The organism is [Borrelia] tanukii, from assembly GCF_030439725.2.
GTDB lineage: Bacteria > Spirochaetota > Spirochaetia > Borreliales > Borreliaceae > Borreliella > Borreliella tanukii.
Genome location: NZ_CP124034.1, coordinates 239,546 through 257,975 on the forward strand (window position 1 = coordinate 239,546; position 18,430 = coordinate 257,975).

Sequence of the window (18,430 nt, forward strand, 5' to 3'; positions counted from 1 at the left end):
AATAAAATCAAAAAGCAATCTAATTAATAAAATATGCAAACTCCCCTCTTCCTGTCTGTTGATTTATATTTACTTCAACAGATAAATTAAAATATTTATTAGGCTCTTGAGGACCTGGATAATAATATTCTAGCAAATAAGTGCCTGTTTTTTGTTCTAAAATTAAATCATAAACTTTAGATACTCCTTCATAAGAAGAAAAAGGAATTATAGCGCCACCTGTTTCATTAACCAAATACTGAAGCTTACTATTAACAGGATCATTGCCAAACAATATTAAGTAAAACCTTATATCATTATTTTTATAATAGCTTACTATTGTATCTAAAGAATATTTTTCAAAAGCTTTGCGATTTAAAAAACCACCGCTAAAATAAACTACTGCTCTTCTTGAGCTTTTTGACATAAGCCCAGAACCTGCTAATTTCAAACTAACATCTGTTTTTACGGCATCTGTACTATAAGGACCAAGAGAACTTGTGTTTTTAATACTACTTGTCAAGCTTTCAATATTATCTATAATAGGCACATTTGTTGCATTTATAAAACTAAAGTTTTTATTTTTTGACGACTCCATTAAAGCATTTAAACCTACAATTTGATCTAAATCATAATTTTTCATATAAGAAGATTTATCAAAAACAACTGCTATATTAATATCTTTTGAAGCATTTACATTGTATGCTACCTTGGGATTGACAATATAATAATTTTCATTTGCAATTGAAAAATTTTCACTTTTAAGCCCAACAACCGGTAACCCGCTTTTACTGCTTACATTAAGTTCAACGTAAATTTTAGGGCCTCCAAGTCTAACTATTCTTCTAACATCAACATTTAAACTGTCGTAAAGACTTGAATCACTCTTGTAAACTGAAACCTTGGCATTATTAAAATCTGAGACAATCATCTGATTATTAGCATCCAAAATAGATGAAGAAATTTTAGAATTCGCTTTATCTGCATTTAAAATTTTTGTAATTGTCTTTTTGGCAATATTGTACTTATAAACACCATATTTTGAAGATACTATAACATTGTTACCGGTAAAATCGCTACTAAGCCCCTCTATTCCTTCAATAGAAGTAAAAACTGAATACAAATGATTGCCACTAGTATCAAAAACTTCAATAGTATTTCTCAAAGAATCTGCAACATAAATATTTTCATTCAAATAAGTAACACCTGTGGGACCCAAAAGACCCTTGTAACCCGAAGTTCTATAGCCAAAATGCAGAATAAAATCACCATCAAGTCCAAATTTACTAACCCTTTTATTCCCCCACTCACTCACATAAATATAGTTTCTCTTATCAATAGCCATATACTGAGGAGCAAGCAATTCGCCATCTTTTGTGCCTTTTTTCCCAATAGATCTCCTTTTAACTCCAAGAACTTTGTCGTAAACACCAACTTCATCACTTGAATAAAGAGTCACATAAAGCAAATTATTAACTTCAATAACATCATAAGGTGATTTTAAATAACTAAATCCATCTTTAACCAAAGTATTAGCATTATTATTAACATCAAAATACAATATTTCATTACCTACAAAATTAGCAGCATAATATCCACCGTACCTATCAGCCCTCAAAGATGTAATCTGATACCCGTGCGGCCTTTTGTAAATAGAATTATCAAGAGAAGCAACTTTTACAAGTTTTTTAAAGTTAAGTTCATAATTTGAAAAAATACCTCTCCTTTGTTCAATAGTAGAAATCAAATGTCTAAGATAGGGAACCTTATAACCTTGATCTTTTAAATTTCTCCATTCCATTAAAGCTTCTTCAACATAACCTAGTCTGTAATAAACATTACCAGTCCAAAAATGATAATCAAGGTTATTAGGATCAAAACTTAAAATTTTTTTAAAAGATAAAAGAGCATCATCATAAATTCCATTATTATAGGAATTAAGAGCCCATTTAAACTCTTCTTGAGCATCTTTATTGGTAACTATTCCTTGAGCATGCAAACTGAAAAAATTTAAAAAAAACAAACCAATAAAAACAAAAGCTAACATAATCTCCTTTACTCTTTAAAGACCTACTACAAGCATAAATTTTCCAAAAAAATACTAAAATTTAATGCTATCATATAAAATTATTAATGATAATGTTAAATATATTACATCATTATGCTACTACTAATAATAGTAAAAAAGAGGAAAAATGAAAACCAGATGCTTTTGCCTAGCCGCATTTTCAGGAATTCTTACAACACTTGCGATTCCAAATGAAATTAAAGAAACCGGATATTCAATCCTGGGATTTGTTGCTTATGTGCCGTTTTTTATGGCCTTAAACAAGCTAGAAGATAAAAAAACATTAATAGGATTAACAGTATTTTACTTCATAATAGCTAACAGTTTACAAAATTTTTGGCTTGGATTTTTTCATGCATTTGGATGGATTACATTCATAGGAGTGATAATAGGATACATTCCATATTCATTAACTTTGGGTTATTTTCTTCATTACTCTTTAAAAAGCTTTAAAAATAAGACAATGACAATAACAATGCTTTTTACATTTTATGATTATTTAAGATCAATTGGATTTTTAGCATATCCCTGGGGACTTGCAGCTTTCACAGTAAATAACTTCAACAATTTAATTCAAGTAGCAGACATTTTCGGTGTATTTTTTGTATCATTTACAGTCTACTTTTTAAACTCAGGAATTGCGGACTTTTTAATCCATAAAAACAAAACAAATCTGCTAAACACAATATTTCCAATATTGTTAGTAACAACATCTTTTACTTACGGAATACTTAAAAAAACAGAACTAAAAAGCTTATTATCAAAAGAAATAGATAGTCTAAACATTGCAGCCATTCAGCTTAACATTGACCCATGGTTGCCCGGAAATGACGAGAAAGGAATAAGAGATTCTATTGAGATCACAGAACAAGCCTTAAAAGAAAATCCACAAATAGAATTTGTAATCTGGAGCGAAGGAGTACTAACCTACCCTTTTAGCAAAGAAGACCGGTACTTTAAAAATTATGACTTACATAATGAGCTGAAAAATTTTATAAAAGAACGAAAAATTCCATTTGCCGTTGGTGCTCCCTCAAATGTCGACAAAACTATAGGGATTCAACAAAATTCTATTTATATGATAGAACCAGACCTTAACATTGCAAACATATACTCTAAAATATTCTTAGTTCCTTTTGCAGAAAAAATTCCATTTTACGAATATGAATTTGTAAGAAACTTTTTTTTAAAAAATTTTAGAATCTTGGGACAGATTGAAGGCAATAAAATTGAAATATTGAAATTGAAAAAATTTAAATTTGCTCCCTTAATATGTTATGATGATGCATTTCCAGAACTTTCAAGGTTTTATAAAATCCAAGGCGCCAATACATTGTTAAATTTTTCAAACGACTCTTGGTCAAAAACAAATTCAGCAGAATGGCAACACTTTGTTGTGGCTAAATTTAGAAGCATTGAAAATGGAATCAAAACCATTAGAGCTACAAATTCAGGAATTACTGCAATCATCAACGAATATGGAGAAAGCATTAAAAAATTAGAAACTTTTACAAAAGGTTACTTATTATCAACTGTAAAACTGTCCCCAACATTCACAACCATTTATGAAAAAATTGGAGACTCGTTTATATATATATTAATGATGATGTTTTTAATTACAACGCTAAGATTTTACTTTATGGAAGACAAAAACCAATTATTATCATCCTCTTTAGTAAAAATTAAAGTCTGACGTTCTTTCCAAAATGGAAAATTTTTAGTAAAATCATTTTTCTTGGCATTCACATTAACAGCAAAAGAAGTATCGTTGGATTTTGAAATTTTCAAAGACTTTAAATCGTAATAATCATCAACTGATAAATACTCTCGCTCATCCGCATCAATCTTAGATGAAGCACTTGACAAAGTTGATATAAAATCATCTTTTGATTCAAGCTGACCCATAACATCAACTTTATCTGCAATAACAGAAGCAAACAAATCAAAGTTCTGAGAAATTAAAGCTCTTGCAAACTTTCCAAATTGAAACTTAATAATTTTATCTTGATTTTTGCTTCTCTCTATTTGAGCAATATATTCTATCTTAGGAGCATTTGTAAAATCATTAATTTCTATTTTTTCGTGCACTATTCCAGGTATTTCCTCAAGCTTAACATCCTCAAGCATAACAACCTTGGAATTGTCATCCTTAATCCTAGCATCAAGCTCTTTAACTGCAAGCTTGATATTAACTCCCTTTTTCAAATCTGGATAAATTTTTAAAGCTTTTGCTTGGAAAAGCTTTCCCTTTTTAACTTTACCAACGTTTATATACCTTTGACCAACCTCATAATAAAAAATAGCAAGCTCTTTTTGCTTATCAACATAAGAAGAACTATCTTGAGCAAACAAATTTAAAAAAACAAAAGAAAATAAAAAATACAGAAGAAATAATCTCCCCATAAGAACCTCCATTAACACTCAACTTTTAAATAAAACAAAAGAATGTCAATCTACTATAAGTAATTATAATACAAGTTTATCTCTAATTAAAGAAATCACTTTATTCTTATCTTCTTCGTTAAAAATATTTATATCATCGTAAGAAAATTTTATCTTTGAAGACAAGCTATATTCATTATACCACTTCAAATATTTACTATTAAGACCCTCAAGATAATCTCTGGGAATATTCATTTCAAAACTCCTATTTCTATTTTTAATTCTGCGCTCAACCTCATCAATACTGCAATCAAGATAAACAAGCAAACTTGGTCGCTGCGAATGTTCAAGCATATTGTCAAGAAGATCAATATATATTTTATACTCCTCATCAGAGATATATCCATCGCAATTTAAAAGAGATGCAAACACGCAATCACCATAAATAGATCTGTCAAGTATGCCCCCTTTTGTTCTAAACACACCCTTTATTAACTTAAACCTCTCATTGAGAAAATTAATTTGAACTGGAAATGCCCATCTAGATTTATCCTTATAAAATTTACCTAATATGGCCAAAGTAAAATCATTATTCAGTTCACTGTAAAAAGGAACTTTTAGCTCCTTTGATAAAATATTTCCAAGAGTAGTTTTTCCTACTCCAATTAAACCTTCTATTACAATCACCAAGTCTACCTCCAAAAATAACTTAAATAACTCACATATAAGCTAAAAAAGAATTGCTAAAACATAAAACTTAATTTAATAAAAAAATCCAATGTAAAAATTTTAATATAAAATAAAAAATCCTTAAACAAATTTTTATAAAAGAAATCAATAATTTAAAAATTAAAATTTTTAAATTATTGACATTAATCTTAATTAAAAATAATATATTAAATACGAAATTTATAAATTTATAATTAAAAATATTAATTTTTTTTGAAAGCAAGAGGCTAAAATATAAAAATCCTAACTATTTAAAAAAATAATACAAAATTTGATTAAAAAAATTTAATAAATCCAAATTGAAAAATCAAAAATTAAAACTTTTTAAGAAAAAATAAAATTATTATAAAAACAAGGAGATAAAATATGAATTATACAAAATTCCAAGAATTTATATCGGAATTTTTGGGAACATTTATACTATTAGCTCTAGGAACTGGATCTGTCGCAATGACAGTATTATTTCCCTCAAGTCCTGAAATATCAGGAGAAATAATAAAAGGGGGATATACAAATATAGTATTTGGATGGGGATTGGGTGTAACATTTGGTATTTACACATCAGCAAGAATTAGTGGAGCACATCTAAATCCAGCCGTTAGCATAGGATTAGCAACTGTTGGAAAATTTCCCGCTTCAAAACTTTTCCATTACATTGTAGCGCAAATATTAGGAGCATTTACAGGCGCATTAATGACACTTGTCGTATTTTATCCTAAATGGATAGAAATAGATCCTGGCCTAGAAAATACTCAAGGCATAATGGCAACTTTCCCTGCTATTCCTGGATTTTTGCCCGGATTTATTGATCAAATTTTTGGAACTTTTTTGCTAATGTTTTTAATTTCTGTTGTTGGAGATTTTGTAAAAAACCATAATGATAACCCATTTATTCCATTCATTGTGGGATCAGTGGTTTTAGCAATAGGAATAAGTTTTGGAGGAATGAACGGCTACGCTATTAATCCTGCAAGGGATTTAGGACCAAGAATTTTACTCTTATTTGCTGGATTTAAAAATCATGGCTTTAACAACCTAAGCATATTTATTGTGCCAATAATTGGTCCAATAATTGGAGCAATTTTAGGCGCTACAATCTACGAATTTACACTAAAAAATAACAAAGACTAAAAGATATTGATCTTTGTCAAAATAAAAAGGAAGAATTATGAAATACATTTTATCTATTGATCAAGGTACTACTAGCTCAAGAGCAATAGTATTTGATAAAAATGCAAACATAAAAGGGCTTGCCCAAAAAGAATTTACTCAAATTTATCCACAACCAAGTTGGGTGGAACATGATCCTAACGAAATATGGGGATCACAACTTGGAGTTATAACAGAAGCTCTTGCAAATTCGGGAATTTTACCAAATGAAATTGATGCTATTGGAATAACTAATCAAAGAGAAACTACAGTTGTATGGGAAAAAAGTACAGGAAAACCTATTTATAATGCAATAGTATGGCAAGACAGAAGAACTGCAAAAATTTGCGACCAATTAAAAAAAGAAGGAAAAGATAAAATTATTTTGGAAAAAACAGGCTTGGTGCTAGATTCTTATTTTAGTGGAACAAAAATACTGTGGATCTTGGATAATGTAGAAGGTGCTAGACAAAAAGCTGAAAATGGTGAATTATGCTTTGGAACAATAGATACATGGCTATTATGGAATCTGACTCAAAAAAAAGTACATGCAACTGATTATTCTAATGCTTCAAGAACATTATTGTTAAACATTAGAACATTAGAATGGGATGATGAACTTTTAAGTATATTGAATATTCCAAAAGCAATTTTGCCAGAACTTAAAGAAAGTTCTACAATATATGGCGAAACAGATAAATCACTATTTGGAGCGGAAATTCCTATTGCAGGAATTGCCGGAGATCAATTTGCAGCGACATTTGGACAAGCCTGTCTTAAAAAAGGTATGGCTAAAAACACATATGGAACTGGTTGCTTTTTAACAGTAAATATAGGTAAAGAACCAATTATTAACCACGAAAAGCTTTTAACTTCAATTGCATGGGGAAGAAAAAAATCCGTAACCTATGTTCTTGAAGGAAGTGTTTTTATTGGTGGAGCCGTAATCCAGTGGTTAAGAGACGGTCTTGAATTTTTCAGAAAAAGTTCAGATGCAGAATCATTAGCAAGCTCTGCTCCAGATAATGGGGGGGTTTATTTTGTCCCAGCATTCGTTGGACTTGGTGCACCTCATTGGGATTCCTATGCAAGAGGAACAATCCTAGGAATAACAAGAGGATCAACAAAAGCTCACATTACAAGAGCTGCTCTTGAAAGCATAGCATTTCAAAGTTTTGACATACTAAATACCATGAAAAAATCTGTTCCCAACTTTGAAATTAAAGAACTAAGAGTAGACGGGGGGGCAAGTCAAAACAATCTATTAATGCAATTTCAAGCTGATCTTTTAGAATGCAAAGTTGTAAGACCTAAAATAACAGAAACAACCGCTCTTGGGGCCGCTTATCTTGCAGGACTTGCATCAGGTTATTGGCAAAGCGCCGAAGAAATCATAAGCCTTTGGCAAGCAGATAAAATATTTGAACCTTCAATGCCAAAAAATCAAAGAGAAAATCTTCTTGAGAATTGGAACAAAGCAGTTGAAAGATCAAAATCCTGGATACAGGATTCTCATAATCTATAAAAGTTCAAAACAAGACGTTTATAATGCTATTTAATAAAATTAAAACAAATGATCTTTGCGAATTTTTCAAATCTAGCTTTAATTAAGAAGAAAAGAAATTAACTAAAATGGAGGAATATTTAAATTCCATGAATAATAACAAAGAAACAAAATTAAAAGATCTTGAAAATCAAGAATTTGATCTCATAATAATTGGAGGAGGCGCAACAGGTCTTGGCATCGCAGTAGACGCAATTACAAGAGGATATAAAGCAATACTTATAGAAAAATTTGATTACGCAAAAGGAACTTCCTCTAGATCAACCAAATTAATTCACGGTGGTGTAAGATATTTAGCTCAATGGAATATTTCTTTGGTTAAAGAAGCTTTGCATGAAAAAGCCATTCTTGAAAAAAATGCACCCCATTTAATTAACGAATGTGCGCTTATTACTCCTATTTATAACATTTTAGAAATACCTTATTATTATTTTGGATTAAGCTATTACCACAATCTTATGGGGAAGGAAAAAGCTACCAAACGCAAAACTAAATTACTATCCAAAGCATCTACTATTGAAAAAGCTCCTAATATTAAAGCAGAAGGCCTTAAATGCTCTGTTCTATATTACGATGATTCATTCGATGATGCTAGAATGGCAATAACATTATTAAGAACTTTTACCGAAAAAGGGGGCATTGCCCTTAACTACACAGAGCTTAAAAAATTCAACAAGGAAAACGGAAAACTTTCGGGGGTCATTATACAAAACAAATTGTCAAAAGAACAAATTTCATTGAAAAGCAAATGCATAATAAACGCAACAGGAATATTTTCAGATAAAATAAGAAGATTAGATGATGAAAAAGCTTTAAACATTATCAAACCTTCTCAAGGTAGCCATTTAATAGTCAAAAAAGACAAATTCCCCAAAAATCATGCAATATTAATGCCTAAAACTAGTGATAATAGAATTTTATTCGCTATTCCTTGGTATGATAGTGTTGTTTGCGGAAGTACCGACATTCCAATAAAAGAAATAGAAGAAGAACCTAAAAGATTTGATGAAGAGATTGACTTTATAATAAATAATTTAAACAACTATTTAAATATTAAGATAGAAAAATCAGATATAAAAAGTGTATATACTGGAATAAGACCATTAATAATGGATCCAAAAGCTGAAGGCAACACTTCAAAAATTTCAAGAAATGAAAAAATATTTATATCAGATTCAAATCTTATTACAATAGCGGGGGGAAAATATACTACATATAGAAAAATGGCAGAAAAAACCTTGCTCAAGGCCATAGAAAAAAATTTAATACCAAATTATACATCAACCACAGAAAATTTAAAGTTACACGGGTATCTTAAAAAAGAAGAAGCAATAAAAATTCCTGAACCTTTTAGAGCTTATGGTAGTGACTTTGAAATTCTAAAAAATATGGAAGGTTTTGACAAAAAAATACACGAAAATTTGGATTTAAATGAAGCTCAAATAGCTTTTTCAATTGAATTTGAGCAAGCCAAAACTATTGACGATGTTTTAGCTAGAAGAACAAGGTCGTTACTTTTAAATCCTCAAGCTACAATTGAAGCTGCTCCAAGAGTTGCTGAAATAATGATGAAAAAATTAAATAAATCTGAAGAGTGGAAAAATGAACAAATAAAAAACTTTTTAGAGATAAGTAAAAAATATTTAATTGAAAATTAATTTAATAATATTTACCATTAAAAAAGGGATTGTTAAACAATCCCTTTTAATTTAAAGCTTAAACATTTTAAAGGTCTTAAACCTAATCACATTAGTAAATTTACAAGCAAACCTTGAATCTCTTCAATGCTATCTAACAGTTTAATCTGAGTCATTTGATTTTGTAAAACAGAATAAGCAAGTTTGTCCAATTTGTCGTTAATAATCTTAATAATTCTATACTTGGGCCGCTTAGGATCTCCCAAGCGGCCTCCTTTCTGCTCTTTCAAACAAACAGAAGATGATATAATAATGGATATAAACTCTGAAATAACTTTTTTGTAAAAAATCACATTTTGCCTGGAAGGTTCGCTCAAAAGTCTCTCGCCAATCTCGTTAATTCCATCTAACATATTTTTAATCAAATCAAGATTAAATTCACCATTTTCAAGCAAAATAAAATGCTTATCCTCTTTAACACTTTCAATCTGAAACACCGAAGAAAAAACATTGCCTTTATCAGAAAATACTTTTTTGCCACCTTTTTTATAATCTTTTGAATTAAGATTTAATGCTCCAGCAATCAAATTATTTACTTTCATCTATTTTACTCATAACACTTGAAAAACATTTATCATCTTCACCTTCTAAAGGTTGAAAAGATTTTTTTTCTTCTTGATACTCCTTATTGATTTCAATTAAAAGATCTTCATTAACCTTATAAGAACCGGTATAAAAAAATGTATTTCTTTCGGGGGTTCTAAGATACTCAGCACCAATATCCATATACCCATCAATAATAGCGCCCTCTTCAACTTCAATCGACTTACAAGAAATATTCCCAATAACACACCCCGATGCAAATATTTTAATTTTGCTTTTAGCATAAATATTGCCCACAACCATTCCAGAAATAACAAGCTCGTTAGCATCAATACTAGACTTAACCCTACCACTCTCTCCAATAATTACTCTTTTAGTAGAACTAATAGTGCCCATAAAATCGCCATCAAGTCGAATAAAATTATTTGAAACTAAGTCTCCTTTAAAAAAATCACCAACACCCACTATTGTTTTTATTTCATCAAAAATAAACAAAGACGGTGATTTTCTTTCTTTTTTCGCAGTCAAAAAATTTAACATCTATTTTGAAGCTCCTGTTGCTAAATTCAAATACATATCAGGATTAATAACTTGAGAACCTACACGAACCTCATAATGAACATGTGGGCCTGTTGCATAGCCTGTTTGCCCCATAAATCCAATTATTTGCCCCTTTTTAACATAAGACCCTTTAGAAGTGTTAAGACGCGACATATGTGCATAAAGAGTTGCAAGTCCATACTTATGTTTAATTTGAACAAAATTGCCATAGCCTGCTGATTGATAACTTGCCCTAACAACCTCCCCATCAGCAGTTGCAACAATAGGAGTTCCAATTCTAACACCCCCAAGATCTATACCTTTGTGAATGTACCACTGCCTAGTAAAAGGTTCAATAGCAGGACCAAAATGCAAAGTAACAATTCCAGATCCCCCCGCAAGAGGCCATAAAGAAGGAATATCATTTAAAAGCTTATCTTGAGCGTGCAAGACCTTAACTATGCTTTTAAGAGGAGGAATTGAACTTTCTATTTTGCTTTTAATATTTTTAAGATCGCTAAGCTCTTTTATTGAATTGGCTTCTAAAATTTGCAAATCAATAAAATCAGAAAGATCTCCATCTAGTTTGTTTTTATTTAAATCAACACCATTAGGATTAATTTTCAAAGAGGTTTTAAGCTCATCTAAAATTTTGGAAAAATTTTTTGCAACAGAATTAATTTCCACAACTGTATTTCTAAAATCTTCAATCTCAGATTCTGCTAAAGAGTAATTTTTCTCTGTAGATTTCACAATTGATGAGAGAGTAACATAATTGACAGCGAGCAAAACAAACCCTATAAAACCGCCTAAAAAAAAAGTAGAAAAGAAAAATAAAGTCAAAAAAGAAATTTTAATATTTTTTACATTCCCTTTAACATGAGGAATGATCATAAAGCTAATATTTTGCTTAAAAAAAGAACGTATAACTTTAAGGGCTATAAACAAAGAATTATAAATAACCAAAAAAAACTTTAGAATTCCTTTGAAACCCAAAATAATTTTAAATTTAATTCTTTTCTTCATAACAAACCTTACCAAAAATTACCACGCTCAAACAAAAAAATTAAAAATTAATTTTAATATTTTAGACAAAAATCCAAATTTTTCGATAAAAACCTGGTACAAAAATACTCAACAAATTCACATAATTAAAGAAAATAATACTTAAAGCCAATGTAATTATACAATTAAAACCACAAATACTTTATTATTATATAAATGAAAACGCTATTTTTTGCAACAACAAATGAAAATAAAATAAATGAAGTAAAAAATATATTAGATATACCTAATTTAAACTTAATAGTCCCTCAAAATTTTAACATAAAAGAAACGGGAAAAACATTTAAAGAAAACTCTTTAATTAAAGCAAAAGCGCTGTTTGAAATTTTAAATAAAAATCAAAATGTTTTTGGGGAAGATTCTGGATTGTGCATCGAAGCACTAAACTTGGAACCTGGAATTTACTCTAAAAGATATGACACTTATAAGCTATGTAAAAAATTAAGCACTAATGAAAAAAATCAACTTATTTTAGACTTAATGAAAAATGAAAAAAACAGAAACGCATATTTTATATGCAACATAAGTTATATCTCAAAAAATAGCCAAATATTAAATTTTGAAGGAATTCTTAAGGGAAAAATTGCATTAAGTTTAAATGATAATAAAAACTATGGATTTGGTTATGATTCAATATTTTTAACTAAAAATAATAAAAAGCTTAGCGATCTAAAACTTGAAGAAAAAAACAAAATATCCCATCGAGGAATAGCATTTTTAAAATTTAAAAAATTTTTATTAGAATCTTTATTCAACAGTCAAACTTAAAAGCTTTTTATATATAAAGTTTAGACTTTATTGTAAAATAAAAAGCATAATGTTTGTAAAATTTCAATGTACTATTTCTTTCCAAATAATGAAAAAAGGAAAAGGAGAATCTAGTGATAAATAGAAATGAAATCAATGAGAACGATAAATGGGATTTATCTTTTCTATTTGAAAATGAAGAAGAATATGCAAAAGCAATCAATGCTATTGAAATCAAAACTAAAGAATTTAACAAATATGAAAAATTGGAATTAAATTTTGCCTTGTTTAAAGAAACTTTAAACAAATACTATGAAATTATGGAAGATTTAGAGAAAGTCTCTTACTATGCAATGCTTAAATTAGAAACAGATGTAACCAACAAGAATTCAAATAAAATATATTCTACGTGCGTCAATTTAACTACAAAAGTATCTAATACTACCTCATTCTTCATGCCCAAAATACTAAAAACAGATGCAAAAAAAATTCAAGCCTGGATAAATGCACCAGAGCTTGAGGAGAAAAAAATTGCAATTGAAAAAATACTAAGAGAAAAAAACCATATTTTAACCGAACAAGAAGAAGAAATACTTGCTAACTACACCCCTCTTTACTCATCTTATCAAAACATATTCTCAGCATTAACAAATGCTGATATGGAATTCGGAGAAATTAATGGACAACCTTTAACCAATTCTACCTACATACTATTTTTACAAAATGAAGATCAAAAAATACGAAAAGAAGCTTTTTTGAAATTTTATCAAAAATACAAAAACAACGAAAATACACTTGCTAATCTTATTATTTCAGACCTTAAAAAAAATCACTTCATTGCAAAGACAAGAAAGTTTCAAAACACTTTTTCAATGCAACTCTTTTCAAATAATATTGACAAAAAAGTTTATACAAATTTAATCGAAACTGTCAATGAAAATTTATCTGCGCTTAATGACTATTATGAATTTAGAAAAAAAGTTTTAAATCAAGAAAATTTATATCACTACGATGTTTACGTACCATTAACAAAAGGAATAACATTTAAAAATTCGTTCGAAGAAGCTTGTGAAAAAATATTAAAATCTTTAGAGATATTGGGAAATGAATATACAGAAATTTTAAGAAACGGGCTTTTAAAAGAAAGATGGGTTGATAAATACGAGAATGCCGGAAAAAGATCGGGGGCTTTTAGCGCTGGATCATACAATGGAAAACCTTATATACTTCTTAATTACAAAGACGAATCAATAAGAGATGTGTTTACGCTTGCACACGAAGCGGGACATTCAATGCACTCTTACTTTAGCATAAAAAACAACCCATTTCCACACTATAATTATTCCATTTTTGAAGCAGAAATAGCATCAATAATTAACGAACAAATATTAGCAGAGTATTTACTTAAAACCGAAATCGATACTAACAAAATAAAATATATAAAACTCACACAAATTGACGACATGATCTCAACATTCTTCCGACAAACAATGTTTGCTGAATTTGAGTACATTATTCATGAAATGATTAGCAAAGAAGAGCCTGTAGTAAAAGAAACACTAACAGAAACTTATATGAATTTGTTAAAAAAATACTTTGGACCTAGTCTAAAATTTGATGAATTAAGTTCACTTGAATGCTTTAGAATTCCTCACTTTTATTCACCCTTTTATGTATATCAGTATGCAACAGGCATTGCAGCCGCACTATCAATATATAAAGACATTAAAGAAAATAAAAAAGATGCAGTAGAAAATTATCTAAAATTTTTAAAAACAGGTGGTTCTAAATATCCATTAGATTCTTTAAATATTACCGGAGTAGATTTAACAAAAAAAGAAACAATAGAAAATACCATTAACATTTTTAAATATAGGCTTGAAGAGATAAAGAAAATATTCCAATAAAAGGAGATTTACTGTGAAAAATATCAATTTGATTTTAGCTTGGCTTGTGCATATTTTTACAGCATCTGGCTTGATTGTAGGACTTTACTCAATAATTTCAATTATAAATGGCAACTATTCTCTTCTTCTAAAGTTAATAATAATAGGACTTATAATAGATGGAATTGATGGAACTATGGCAAGAAAGCTTAGGGTAAAAGAATTAATACCTGAGATTGATGGAACTTTACTTGATAATATTACAGATTACATAAACTACACATTCATACCCGTTATATTTTTTTATTTAGGAGAATTTATTGAGGAAAAATACAAAGTCGCCATTTGCATTGGAATCTTACTCTCATCGGCATACCAATTCTCAAGAACAGATGCAAAAACAAATGATGACTACTTTAGAGGATTTCCTTCTTTATGGAATGTCTTTGTAATATTAAACATAATCTTTAAAATAGAACAAATAACAAATCTTATTATGATATCAATATGCATTATAATAAGCTTTATTCCAATAAAATTTATTTATCCATCAAAAACTAAAGAACTAAGGGAAATCACCATACCAATAACAATAATAAGTTGTCTAATATTTGTTGTATCAATATTTTTAGAGTTATCCGAAACAGCATTGAAAATATCAAAAACGATTCTCGTCATTTACTTTGCATATTTAACCTTAGCAAGCATATATTTAACCTATAAAACAAGAAATAGATGACAACAATGTATATAAACAAAATAATAGAATCCATTGATTCAAACATAGCTTATTCCCCAATAGTATTTTTTTCTTTGTTAATTTTAGCAGGGCTTAATGTTCCCATCTCTGAAGATGCAATAGTATTAATGGGTGGAATTCTATCTAGTCGAAAAAATGAATACACTATATTAATATTTTTAGGAATTTTTTGGGGAGCCTATCTTGGAGACATAATATCTTTTTACATTGGAAAATTAATGGGAAATAAATTGTTTAAAAATAAAAAAGTCAATAACCTGCTTGACAAAATAAATTACTATTACGGTCAATACGGGGTATTAACTTTATTTATAGGAAGGTTTATACCCTTTGGAGTTAGAAATGCAATATTTATATCAGCAGGAATGGGAAATATGAAATCCAATCTATTTATTGTTTCTGACTTTTTTGCAACTTTACTCTCAACAATAGTTTACTTTACTCTAAGCTTTAAACTAGGACAATCATTTGAAATAATATTTTCAAAAATAAAAATAATTATATTTACAATATTTATTACCGTAATCGCAACAACAATAATAATTTGCGTAATTAAAAAAAATAAAAAAGTTGACAAAAATTTAAAATAAAAAATATAATGATTAGTAATGCTGTGGTGGTGGAAGTGGTAGACACGCTAGCTTGAGGGGCTAGTGGGCGCAAGCTCATGCTGGTTCAAGTCCAGTTCACAGCATCAAAATTGTTAGTAGCTTATTAAATGAAATTAACAACAATGTGATCTAAAAGTGTACTAGAAAATAAATTTTGTAGATTAATTTTCAAGAGGACAAATGTCTAAATACGAATTCATAAAAATTGAAAAAAAATGGCAAGAATTTTGGGACAATAACAAAACATACAAAGTAGAAGAAGATCCAAGCATTCCCAAAGAAAAAAGATTATACATACTTGACATGTTCCCCTATCCTTCTGCCAGCGGACTCCATGTTGGCCATCCAGAAGGATACACGGCTACCGACATATTTGGAAGATACAAGCTTTTAAATGGATTTCATGTACTTCATCCAATAGGATTTGATAGTTTTGGACTTCCTGCTGAAAATTATGCAATACAAACAGGAACTCATCCTCAAAAAAGTACAGAAGAAAATATTAATAGGTTTAAAAAACAAATAAAAGCTTTGGGATTTGCCTATGATTGGGATCGAGAAATTAAAACACATGACGAGAATTACTATAAATGGACACAGTGGATTTTTTTGCAATTATATAAAAAAGGTCTGGCTTATGCAAAAGAAATGCCCGTATGGTACTGTCCTGAACTTGGAACAGTATTGGCAAATGAAGAGATTATTCAAACTCCGAATGGACCAAAATCTGAGAGAGGATTTCACAACGTCGAAAAAAAATATTTAAGACAATGGGTTTTAAAAATCACAGAGTATGCTGAAAGATTGTTAAACGATCTTGAAGAATTAGAATGGCCTGAGCCAGTAAAAGAAATGCAGCGAAATTGGATTGGCAAATCAACAGGAGTTGAAATCGACTTTGAAATTGAAGGTTATAATGATAAAATCAAAGTCTTTACAACAAGACCAGACACAATCTTTGGTATCACATATTTAGTAATAGCACCAGAAAATAAACTAATAGAAAAAATAACAAAAAATAACTTTAAAAAAAGTGTCTTAAAATATGTAAAACAAGAAGAGCTCAAAAGTGATCTTAAGAGAACCTCTCTTGAAAAAGATAAATCGGGGGTTTTCACAGGATCTTATGCATTTCATCCAATAACAAATGACAAAATACCAATTTGGGTTGGAAGCTACGTACTAGGAACTTATGGTAGTGGAGCTGTAATGGGCGTTCCAGCACATGATGAGAGAGACTTTCAATTTGCTAAAAAGTATAAATTAAAAATTTTACCCGTGATATCAAAATCGGGAAAAAATGAAATATTAGAAAAAGCATTTATTGACGATGGAATCTCAATAAATTCTCCTAATGAATTTAATAATCTTAAAAATTCCGAAGTAAAAGATAAAGTAATAGAATGGCTTACTAAAAACAATAAAGGAAAAGAAAAAGTTACCTACAAGCTTAGAGATTGGATTTTTTCAAGACAAAGATATTGGGGGGAGCCTATACCCATTTTGTTTGATAAGCTTGGAAATACAATACCTTTAGAAGAAAATGAACTTCCCTTAAAGCTTCCAGAAACTGCAAACTATAAACCTTCTAAAACAGGAGAATCTCCTTTATCAAGAATTAAAGATTGGGTAAAAGTAAAAGATACAGATTTTACAAGAGAAACAAACACAATGCCTCAATGGGCAGGCTCTTGTTGGTATTATTTAAGATACCTTGACCCTAAAAACCCAAAAGAATTTGCAAATAAAAAAAAAATTGAATATTGGATGCCAGTTGACCTATACATAGGTGGGGTCGAACATACAGTATTACACCTACTTTACTCAAGGTTTTGGCACAAGGTCCTTTATGATCTAGGATATGTAAATACCAAAGAACCTTTTAAAAGGTTAATAAATCAGGGAATAATAACGGCATTTTCTTATCAAAAAGAAAATGGAATTTTAATACCTAATGACCAAGTTATAGAAAAAGACAATAAATTTTTTGACAAAAAAGATAATGAAGAAGTAACCCAAGTAATTGCCAAAATGTCAAAATCTTTAAAAAACGTAGTAACCCCAGACGACATTATTAAAGAATTTGGAGCAGACTCAATAAGAATTTATGAAATGTTTATGGGACCACTAACAGATTCTAAACCTTGGAACACTAAAGGCATCATCGGTGTTTTTCGATTTTTAAACAAAATTTGGAATTTAAGAGAAAAAGAACTATCAAAAGACAATCCCCCAAAGGAAATAATATCTCAACTACATAAAGTAATAAAAAAAGTCACAGAAGACACAGAAAAACTAAATTTCAACACAGCAATCTCTGCCATGATGATATTTATAAATGAGCTTCAAAAGTATGAAAAAAATTATTTAAATATATTTAAACCATTTATCATTATTCTATCCCCGTACGCACCCCATTTAGCAGAAGAGTTGTGGGAATATATTGGAGAGCCACCCAGCTTATTCAAAAATTCAAAATGGCCAAAATTCGATGAAACCCTTATTATTAAAGAAACAAAAGAAATTGTCCTGCAAATAAATGGAAAAATAAAAGACAAAATTTTACTAAACAAAGAGATAGATGAAGAAGAATTAAAAAAAATAGCAATAGAAAACAGCAAAATAAAATCAAATTTATTCAATAAAAAAATAGTAAAAATAATTGTAATTAAAAACAAGCTTGTCAACATAGTGATAAAGTAAAAAGAGG

General features: G+C 29.2%; 15 protein-coding genes and 1 tRNA gene. 10 read left to right on the forward strand and 6 right to left on the reverse strand.

The genetic code is table 11. From position 1 onward, the window contains the following. Positions 1-19: 19 nt before the first annotated feature. Positions 20-2,026: a hypothetical protein gene (locus QIA27_RS01685; protein ID WP_301403502.1), complete on the reverse strand. Its 2,007-nt coding sequence runs from the start codon at positions 2,024-2,026 to the stop codon at positions 20-22. A 148-nt stretch (positions 2,027-2,174) separates the two neighbouring features. Here QIA27_RS01685 and lnt point away from each other — a divergent pair, with 148 nt between their 5' ends. Then, the gene (lnt, locus tag QIA27_RS01690; RefSeq protein WP_301353532.1) at positions 2,175-3,740 is read left to right on the forward strand and encodes an apolipoprotein N-acyltransferase; all 1,566 of its coding nucleotides are present in this window, start codon (positions 2,175-2,177) and stop codon (positions 3,738-3,740) included. Here lnt and QIA27_RS01695 read toward each other — a convergent pair. Together QIA27_RS01695 and QIA27_RS01700 are read right to left on the reverse strand one after the other, a co-directional pair. Next, positions 3,680-4,450, reverse strand: coding sequence for a hypothetical protein (locus tag QIA27_RS01695; protein WP_301403503.1), 771 nt, complete (start codon positions 4,448-4,450; stop codon positions 3,680-3,682). The two genes, lnt and QIA27_RS01695, sit on opposite strands and share 61 nt — an antisense overlap. A gap of 63 nt (positions 4,451-4,513) precedes the next feature. Beyond that, complete coding sequence (locus QIA27_RS01700) at positions 4,514-5,116, reverse strand: deoxynucleoside kinase (protein ID WP_301353535.1); 603 nt, start codon at positions 5,114-5,116, stop codon at positions 4,514-4,516. A 408-nt stretch (positions 5,117-5,524) separates the two neighbouring features. Between QIA27_RS01700 and QIA27_RS01705 the strand changes: the two genes are divergently transcribed. The 3 genes from QIA27_RS01705 to QIA27_RS01715 all read left to right on the forward strand — a co-directional run bounded on the left by QIA27_RS01705 (position 5,525) and on the right by QIA27_RS01715 (position 9,529). Then, positions 5,525-6,289, forward strand: coding sequence for an MIP/aquaporin family protein (locus QIA27_RS01705; protein ID WP_301353536.1), 765 nt, complete (start codon positions 5,525-5,527; stop codon positions 6,287-6,289). Between the two features lie 37 nt (positions 6,290-6,326). Further along, on the forward strand, positions 6,327-7,832 hold the full coding sequence (gene glpK, locus QIA27_RS01710; protein ID WP_301403504.1) for a glycerol kinase GlpK: 1,506 nt from the start codon (positions 6,327-6,329) through the stop codon (positions 7,830-7,832). A 107-nt stretch (positions 7,833-7,939) separates the two neighbouring features. Next, positions 7,940-9,529, forward strand: coding sequence for a glycerol-3-phosphate dehydrogenase/oxidase (locus QIA27_RS01715; protein ID WP_301403505.1), 1,590 nt, complete (start codon positions 7,940-7,942; stop codon positions 9,527-9,529). Between the two features lie 86 nt (positions 9,530-9,615). On the opposite strand, the gene QIA27_RS01720 is transcribed toward QIA27_RS01715, so the two are convergent. The 3 genes from QIA27_RS01720 to QIA27_RS01730 are packed head-to-tail and all read right to left on the reverse strand — an operon-like array spanning position 9,616 to position 11,677. Then, the gene (locus tag QIA27_RS01720) at positions 9,616-10,110 is read right to left on the reverse strand and encodes a DUF327 family protein (protein ID WP_301353539.1); all 495 of its coding nucleotides are present in this window, start codon (positions 10,108-10,110) and stop codon (positions 9,616-9,618) included. Then, positions 10,097-10,651 (reverse strand): bactofilin family protein, encoded by a 555-nt coding sequence (locus QIA27_RS01725; protein ID WP_301353540.1) that lies wholly within the window; start codon positions 10,649-10,651, stop codon positions 10,097-10,099. Before QIA27_RS01725 ends, QIA27_RS01720 begins: the two co-directional genes overlap by 14 nt. After that, positions 10,652-11,677, reverse strand: a complete 1,026-nt coding sequence (locus QIA27_RS01730; protein WP_301353541.1) for a M23 family metallopeptidase — start codon at positions 11,675-11,677, stop codon at positions 10,652-10,654. It lies immediately after the preceding gene. Between the two features lie 195 nt (positions 11,678-11,872). Here QIA27_RS01730 and rdgB point away from each other — a divergent pair, with 195 nt between their 5' ends. The 6 genes from rdgB to leuS all read left to right on the forward strand — a co-directional run bounded on the left by rdgB (position 11,873) and on the right by leuS (position 18,423). Beyond that, a complete protein-coding gene (gene rdgB / locus QIA27_RS01735) occupies positions 11,873-12,484 on the forward strand; it encodes an RdgB/HAM1 family non-canonical purine NTP pyrophosphatase (protein WP_301386295.1) in 612 nt (203 codons plus the stop codon). 113 nt (positions 12,485-12,597) lie between these two features. Continuing rightward, positions 12,598-14,370, forward strand: coding sequence for an oligoendopeptidase F (pepF, locus tag QIA27_RS01740; RefSeq protein ID WP_301403506.1), 1,773 nt, complete (start codon positions 12,598-12,600; stop codon positions 14,368-14,370). Positions 14,371-14,383: 13 nt separating this feature from the next. Then, on the forward strand, positions 14,384-15,088 hold the full coding sequence (gene pcsA, locus QIA27_RS01745) for a phosphatidylcholine synthase (RefSeq protein WP_301353544.1): 705 nt from the start codon (positions 14,384-14,386) through the stop codon (positions 15,086-15,088). Next, on the forward strand, positions 15,085-15,699 hold the full coding sequence (locus QIA27_RS01750; protein WP_301386297.1) for a DedA family protein: 615 nt from the start codon (positions 15,085-15,087) through the stop codon (positions 15,697-15,699). The genes pcsA and QIA27_RS01750 overlap by 4 nt, the downstream gene beginning before the upstream one ends. Before the next feature lie 20 nt (positions 15,700-15,719). Beyond that, positions 15,720-15,803, forward strand: a tRNA-Leu gene (locus QIA27_RS01755). Between the two features lie 97 nt (positions 15,804-15,900). Next, positions 15,901-18,423 carry a leucine--tRNA ligase gene (gene leuS / locus QIA27_RS01760; protein WP_301386298.1) on the forward strand — a complete coding sequence of 841 codons (2,523 nt, stop codon included), beginning with the start codon at positions 15,901-15,903 and terminating at the stop codon, positions 18,421-18,423. Positions 18,424-18,430 lie beyond the last annotated feature (7 nt).

What these genes read in the sequence shown, in the direction of transcription:
- QIA27_RS01725 (WP_301353540.1), bottom strand. Translation starts at nt 10,651, where the DNA reads ATGTTAAATTTTTTGACTGCGAAAAAAGAAAGAAAATCACCGTCTTTG.
- glpK (WP_301403504.1), top strand. Translation starts at nt 6,327, where the DNA reads ATGAAATACATTTTATCTATTGATCAAGGTACTACTAGCTCAAGAGCA.
- leuS (WP_301386298.1), top strand. Translation starts at nt 15,901, where the DNA reads ATGTCTAAATACGAATTCATAAAAATTGAAAAAAAATGGCAAGAATTT.
- QIA27_RS01695 (WP_301403503.1), bottom strand. Translation starts at nt 4,450, where the DNA reads ATGGGGAGATTATTTCTTCTGTATTTTTTATTTTCTTTTGTTTTTTTA.
- QIA27_RS01685 (WP_301403502.1), bottom strand. Translation starts at nt 2,026, where the DNA reads ATGTTAGCTTTTGTTTTTATTGGTTTGTTTTTTTTAAATTTTTTCAGT.
- QIA27_RS01715 (WP_301403505.1), top strand. Translation starts at nt 7,940, where the DNA reads ATGGAGGAATATTTAAATTCCATGAATAATAACAAAGAAACAAAATTA.
- QIA27_RS01720 (WP_301353539.1), bottom strand. Translation starts at nt 10,110, where the DNA reads ATGAAAGTAAATAATTTGATTGCTGGAGCATTAAATCTTAATTCAAAA.
- lnt (WP_301353532.1), top strand. Translation starts at nt 2,175, where the DNA reads ATGAAAACCAGATGCTTTTGCCTAGCCGCATTTTCAGGAATTCTTACA.
- QIA27_RS01705 (WP_301353536.1), top strand. Translation starts at nt 5,525, where the DNA reads ATGAATTATACAAAATTCCAAGAATTTATATCGGAATTTTTGGGAACA.
- QIA27_RS01750 (WP_301386297.1), top strand. Translation starts at nt 15,085, where the DNA reads ATGACAACAATGTATATAAACAAAATAATAGAATCCATTGATTCAAAC.
- QIA27_RS01730 (WP_301353541.1), bottom strand. Translation starts at nt 11,677, where the DNA reads ATGAAGAAAAGAATTAAATTTAAAATTATTTTGGGTTTCAAAGGAATT.
- rdgB (WP_301386295.1), top strand. Translation starts at nt 11,873, where the DNA reads ATGAAAACGCTATTTTTTGCAACAACAAATGAAAATAAAATAAATGAA.